Genomic DNA, 6,033 nt, shown 5'->3' with positions numbered 1-6,033 from the left:
AAGGCGAATTAACGCGTCAATAGCTAGCCTATTGCAAGTTAATTCAACGCAGTGAGGAAGGCAAAGGACTGCTTGAAAGGCGTTTGTTATCCAGAGCTGAGGTTGATTAGTATTATTGTTGAACGGGCATCAATAATTTATACAAAAAAGCCTCTATCACAGAGGCTTTGTTACGGTATTGATTACCACATTAAATCATCTGGGATGGCGTAATCTGCATAAGGATCGTCAGCATCACTCACCTGCTCTACCGCATCTTTTGCGGCTTTATCCCACAAGTAACCACACCACTGCGGCACTAATAATTTTACTCGCTCAGCTAACTTGTGTGGCACTAAATAGCTTTTATCTTCATGACGCACAATGCCTAAAGTACCGTTAAGCAGCTCAGCTTGAATTTTATCAGTAATGTATAACGAGTAAATTTTGTTTTCTAAGGTGTAGTTAAACTTAAGCTCGGCATCTTTAGGGATGTTTATGGCGAACTTAGAAAACTCACTAATTAACCCACGAACCTGGCCTTTTTCAGTTGCTTGTGCAAAGCGCTGTTCATTGAGGGCTTTATCTTTTTTGGCTTGCTGTAACTTTTGCTCGGCAATTTGCTTTTTTAATTCAGCGCTGCCATCGTCAACTTTCGCTTTTTTATCGCGACGTTTTTGTGTTTTAACATCACGTACTTTTTGTTTACTGGCAAGACCGGCTTTTAATAATTGATCTTGTAATGCATTTGCCATGATTTATTACCTTTAAAAATGAATATCTATAAGCCTTGTTTAGCACCTAAATTGCCTAATTCGGTCATCGCAATACTGGCACCACCTAACGACCAGCCACCATCTACTGGTAACACGACGCCGGTAATATATGAGGCCATATCCGATCCTAAAAATAATGCCGCATTGGCAATATCTTGACTTTGGCCGTTGCGTTTTAACGGCACACTATTGGCGACACCTTGTTGTAACGCGTCACTTGGGGCCAAACGATTAAAACCTTCAGTGTCGGCTATCGGGCCTGGCACTATCGAATTAATACGCACACCTTCAACGCCCCACTCTAGTGCCAATGTGCGAGTTAACATATCAACTCCTGCTTTGGCGGCACACACATGAATTTGAAGTGGCATGGCAATAAATGCCTGGGGTGCTGAAATTTGGATAATACTGGCATTGGGTCTGTTTAACAAAGGATAAGCTTGCTTTAATACCTGAAAGCTACCAATAAGATCGATATCAATCACCGACTTAAAACCGTTGTTAGACAATTTAGCCGCACTAGCAGGAAAATTGCCCGCTGCACCACTCACTAAAAGATCAATGTGGCCATATTGTGCAGCGATTTGTGCAAAACCAAGGCTTAACGCTTCGTTGTCTCGCACATCAAAACTCACCCCTAAGTGGTTACCAGTTGAATGGGCTTGTTTTAATAACTCAACGGCATTATTTACTTTATCTATATTACGACTGGCTACAGCCACATTGGCGCCTGCTTTAGCAAAATTGATTGCCACTTGCAGGTTAATCCCAGAAGTGCCGCCCACGACAACAACATTTTTACCTGTGTAATCAAACATAGTTATCCCTTATTTTGTGTTCGGGTTAAGCTAATACGATATCTTTATCGGTAACACATTATAGCGATTGATGGATAGCTTTAAGTGCTGCTAATGGATCTGCAGCTTGGGTAATTGGGCGACCAATCACCAAGTAATCTGAACCTGCTGCAATCGCTTGTGGTGGTGTCATGACTCGGTGTTGATCACCCGTATCACTTCCTGCAGGGCGGATCCCTGGGGTCACTAAAGTAAAGTCTTGCCCAAAAGATGATTTTAGCAGTTTAGCTTCTTGCGCTGAGCACACCACACCATCAAGCTCGGCTTGATGAGTTAATTTAGCTAATCTCAGCACATGTTCAAATGCAGGCACATTAATACCGAGTAAGGCTAAATCGTCATCAGACATTGAAGTTAGCACGGTAACGGCAATCAACAGCGGCGCATCTTTACCAAAAGGCAACAGTGCTTTTTTTGCTGCTTGCATCATGGCTAATCCACCACTGGCATGCACATTGGTCATCCAAACGCCTAAATCAGCCGCCGCAGCCACTGCTTTTGCCACTGTGTTAGGAATGTCATGAAATTTTAAATCAAGGAATAAATCGAAATCACGGCTGTGGATGTCTTTTACTAGTTGCGGGCCAAACAAGGTAAACATTTCTTTGCCGATTTTTAAACGACACATGGTTGGATCGAGTTTATCAATAAAACTCAGTGCATCTGTTTTATTGTCATAGTCGAGGGCAACTACAATGGGTTTATCAGTCATTTGGACTCCAGCGGCAATAGCATGTGTTAGTTATTATAGAGTGTATTAGGCTTATTCACCGTCCAGGCCTTTAATGCGCTTGATACTGCCCCATTGCTTACAAGACGGACAATGCCAATATAAGCCGTGTGATGGAAAACCACAGGCAGTACAGCGATAACTTGGACGGAATTTAATTTGTTGTTCGACAAGCTGCTCTAACATAGACAGGCTTTGTTTTGCCTGGCCATCTTCAGCTTGCTTGATATGCAGTTTCATTAAATGCTGAAATCCCTTCATTGTTGGATGACGATATAAGCTATCGAGCATCATGGTTTCAGCACTTTGATGTTGATTAACACTAATTTTATGTTCGGCTAACGCAACTGTGACACTAGCCCCAGCGCCTTCTGCAATGGCTTTGGCAAGTAATTCTTGATAACCATCAGGGTCTTGGGTGTCTCGGTAAACCTGTTTAGCTGTAGCGATAGCATCAGCAAACAAATCAATGTCTGCTGTTTTTAATTCTGATATGGCGTGTTTACATAAGTCAAATTGACCTGCGTCGAGGTATATTTTGGCAAGGGTTAACCAGGCCCGACCGCATTTTGCATCTTGTTTAATGGCTTGTTGTAATTTTTTGATTTTGTCGTTGTCGTTTTGCGCTTCATCTGCAAGTTGACAATAAAAATGCGCAGTGGTGCATTTGAGTGCCTGTTGACGTTTGCGTGGCAATCGCTTGGTGATATCAATGGCATTTTGCCATTCTTTGGTCACTTGATAAATTAAAATAAGCTGTGTTTCAGCTTCTTCACTGTGTTCATCTTGACTGACCAAATTGATAAAGATCTCTTCTGCTCGGTCGTAAAAACCTGCTGCCATGTAATCTTTACCAAGTTCCATCATGGCAATGTCACGTTGGTCATTGGTAAGACTTGGGCGGGCAATTAAGTTTTGATGGATCCGAATAGAGCGGTCCACTTCACCACGTTTACGGAATAATGACCCTAACGACAAATGAGTATCTATGGTTTCGTCATCAACGTCTAACATACTGATAAACAGATCTACCGCTTTATCAGACTCATTAGACAGTAAAAAATTAAGCCCAGTAAAATAATCTCGGCTTAACTTTTTACTTTTTTGGCTATCGCTTTGGCGAATACTGCGTCGCCCCATGTACCAACCGTAACCAGCGGCGATGGGCAATAGCAAGAACAAGATTTCTAGCATACTAGACAGCTTGATCCTTTGCGGGTACGTCGATGTTTATTGCATCAACTGTGGTAAATTTTTTAAGTGCTTTATTGCTTTTACGTAAAGCAAGTTTAAGTTTTATAATGTAATAACTGGCAAATACCCAGCTAATAATAAAGCCACTAAAAAATACGCTAGCAAGCACAACAGGTAAACGGTACTCACCTTCGGCGATAAAATAACTCAAGGTGACAACTTGCTCGTTTTTAGCACCAAACAATAAGGCTAATACAAACAGTAATCCAATTAGTACAATGACAATAAAAGATCTCACGTTATTCTCCATGTATACGCATCAATATAATGATTATCCAAGAAATTTAGCAAACTGACCAGCATTGACTGTGATTAGATACAAAAAAGCCTCCCAAAGGAGGCTTTTTTAAGAGCGTTAATTAAGCATTAACAGCATCGACACGTTCGCGCAGTTCTTTGCCTGGTTTAAAGTGCGGTACATACTTGCCTTCCAATTCAACAGATGTACCTGTTTTTGGATTACGGCCAGTACGAGGCGCACGATAGTGAAGAGAAAAACTACCAAATCCACGGATTTCTATACGATCACCGCTTTCTAATGTTGTCGCCATTTGCTCTAACATTTCTTTGATTGCACTTTCCACTTCTTTTGCAGACAATTGCGACTGCCTAGTGGCGAGTTTTTCGATCAGTTCAGATTTTGTCATCTTAGCTATTCCATATTATCAAGCCAAACACAGTCGCCTAATGGGGACGAAGTCCCCATACAACAGACGATTTCGATTACTTGCGAGCTGCTTTGAAAGCTTCAGCCATCGCGCTGCTCATTACAACGTCATCTTGCTTGTTCAGAGTAGCAATCGCTTCTTTCTGTTCAGCTTCATCTTTCGCTTTGATAGATAAGCTGATAGAACGGTTCTTACGATCTACGCCCATGAACTTAGCTTCGATTGCATCACCTACTGAGTATACAGTAGATGCGTCTTCGATGCGCTCTGCAGAGATGTCAGCTACACGGATGTAACCTTCAACTGTTTCTGCTAATTCAACTGTAACACCTTTTGCGTCAACAGCAGAAACAGTACCGTTAACTACGGTGCCTTTCTTCTTGTCTGCTAGGTATGCGTTGAATGGATCATCTTCAGTTTGCTTAACGCCTAAGCTGATGCGCTCACGCTCTGGGTCTACAGATAGAACCACTGCGTGGATTTCGTCGCCTTTCTTGTATTCAGACACTGCGTCTTCGCCAGTACCGTTCCAAGAAATGTCAGATAGGTGAACAAGACCATCGATTCCACCGTCAAGACCGATAAAGATACCGAAGTCAGTGATTGACTTGATCTTACCAGATACTTTGTCGCCTTTGTTAAACTTAGTTGCAAAGTCATCCCATGGGTTAACTTTACATTGTTTTAGGCCTAGAGAAATACGACGACGTTCTTCATCGATGTCTAGTACTAACACTTCAACTTCATCACCTAAATTAACAACTTTAGATGGGTGAATGTTTTTGTTAGTCCAATCCATTTCAGAAACGTGTACTAAACCTTCAACGCCTTCTTCGATTTCTACGAAGCAGCCGTAGTCAGTTAGGTTAGTTACGCGACCAGTTAGCTTAGTGCTTTCTGGGTAACGTTTGCTGATTTCTAACCATGGATCTTCGCCAAGTTGCTTAAGACCTAGTGATACGCGAGTACGCTCACGGTCATACTTAAGTACTTTAACGTTGATTTCGTCACCAACATTAACGATTTCAGATGGGTGCTTAACACGCTTCCACGCCATATCAGTGATATGTAATAGACCGTCAACGCCACCTAAATCTACGAATGCACCGTAGTCAGTAAGGTTCTTAACGATACCTTTAACTGCTTGGCCTTCTTGTAGATTTTCAAGAAGTGCATCACGCTCTGCACTGCTTTCAGATTCGATAACTGCACGACGAGAAACAACAACGTTGTTGCGCTTCTGGTCAAGCTTGATAACTTTGAATTCTAATTCTTTGTACTCTAAGTGAGCGGTGTCGCGAACTGGGCGCACGTCAACTAGAGAACCTGGTAAGAAGGCACGGATACCGTTTAATTCAACAGTGAAACCACCTTTAACTTTACCATTGATGATACCGATTACAGTTTCAGCATCTTCGTACGCTTTTTCTAGAACGATCCAAGCTTCATGACGCTTAGCTTTTTCGCGAGACAATTGAGTCTCACCAAAGCCATCTTCAACAGAGTCAAGCGCTACGTCAACTTCGTCGCCAACTTGAATTTCTAAAACGCCTTGTGCGTTTTTGAATTCGTCAGCAGAGATTGGGCTTTCAGACTTAAGGCCTGCGTCAACAAGTACCATACCGTTTTCGATGGCAACAACAGTACCACGAACGATAGAACCTGGACGGAACTCTAGGGTTTGAAGGGATTGTTCAAATAGATCAGCAAAAGATTCAGTCATGTTTTAAGTTACTTTATGTAATAAACCACCATCCATCCTAGATGTG

Annotated in this window: 7 protein-coding genes; all 7 read right to left on the bottom strand. The window is 42.1% G+C overall.

Annotated features, from left to right (window positions below; all coding sequences use genetic code 11):
* Positions 1–182: 182 nt before the first annotated feature.
* The 7 genes from L2703_RS14505 to rpsA all read right to left on the bottom strand — a co-directional run bounded on the left by L2703_RS14505 (position 183) and on the right by rpsA (position 5,987).
* Complete coding sequence (locus L2703_RS14505) at positions 183–734, bottom strand: DUF2058 domain-containing protein (protein WP_248971792.1); 552 nt, start codon at positions 732–734, stop codon at positions 183–185.
* 26 nt (positions 735–760) lie between these two features.
* On the bottom strand, positions 761–1,573 hold the full coding sequence (locus tag L2703_RS14500) for an SDR family oxidoreductase (RefSeq protein WP_248971791.1): 813 nt from the start codon (positions 1,571–1,573) through the stop codon (positions 761–763).
* Positions 1,574–1,631: 58 nt separating this feature from the next.
* Complete coding sequence (gene pyrF, locus L2703_RS14495; RefSeq protein WP_248971790.1) at positions 1,632–2,324, bottom strand: orotidine-5'-phosphate decarboxylase; 693 nt, start codon at positions 2,322–2,324, stop codon at positions 1,632–1,634.
* A gap of 51 nt (positions 2,325–2,375) precedes the next feature.
* Entirely contained in the window at positions 2,376–3,536 is a 1,161-nt protein-coding gene (lapB, locus tag L2703_RS14490) for a lipopolysaccharide assembly protein LapB (protein ID WP_248971789.1), read from the bottom strand.
* A gap of 1 nt (position 3,537) precedes the next feature.
* Complete coding sequence (locus tag L2703_RS14485) at positions 3,538–3,834, bottom strand: LapA family protein (protein ID WP_248971788.1); 297 nt, start codon at positions 3,832–3,834, stop codon at positions 3,538–3,540.
* A 121-nt stretch (positions 3,835–3,955) separates the two neighbouring features.
* Positions 3,956–4,243, bottom strand: a complete 288-nt coding sequence (gene ihfB / locus L2703_RS14480; protein ID WP_248971787.1) for an integration host factor subunit beta — start codon at positions 4,241–4,243, stop codon at positions 3,956–3,958.
* Positions 4,244–4,319: 76 nt separating this feature from the next.
* Complete coding sequence (rpsA, locus tag L2703_RS14475) at positions 4,320–5,987, bottom strand: 30S ribosomal protein S1 (protein ID WP_188740495.1); 1,668 nt, start codon at positions 5,985–5,987, stop codon at positions 4,320–4,322.
* Positions 5,988–6,033: the final 46 nt, after the last annotated feature.

Origin of the sequence: Shewanella basaltis (assembly GCF_023283885.1) — a bacterium.
Taxonomy (GTDB): Bacteria; Pseudomonadota; Gammaproteobacteria; order Enterobacterales; family Shewanellaceae; genus Shewanella; species Shewanella basaltis.
The sequence above is the reverse complement of the archived record's forward strand: the minus strand, read 5'-3'. Positions and strand labels throughout refer to the sequence as shown.

Excerpts from the sequence above, each read along its gene's own strand:
- L2703_RS14505 (WP_248971792.1), bottom strand. The coding sequence starts at position 734 with ATGGCAAATGCATTACAAGATCAATTATTAAAAGCCGGTCTTGCCAGT.
- L2703_RS14500 (WP_248971791.1), bottom strand. The coding sequence starts at position 1,573 with ATGTTTGATTACACAGGTAAAAATGTTGTTGTCGTGGGCGGCACTTCT.
- pyrF (WP_248971790.1), bottom strand. The coding sequence starts at position 2,324 with ATGACTGATAAACCCATTGTAGTTGCCCTCGACTATGACAATAAAACA.
- lapB (WP_248971789.1), bottom strand. The coding sequence starts at position 3,536 with ATGCTAGAAATCTTGTTCTTGCTATTGCCCATCGCCGCTGGTTACGGT.
- ihfB (WP_248971787.1), bottom strand. The coding sequence starts at position 4,243 with ATGACAAAATCTGAACTGATCGAAAAACTCGCCACTAGGCAGTCGCAA.
- rpsA (WP_188740495.1), bottom strand. The coding sequence starts at position 5,987 with ATGACTGAATCTTTTGCTGATCTATTTGAACAATCCCTTCAAACCCTA.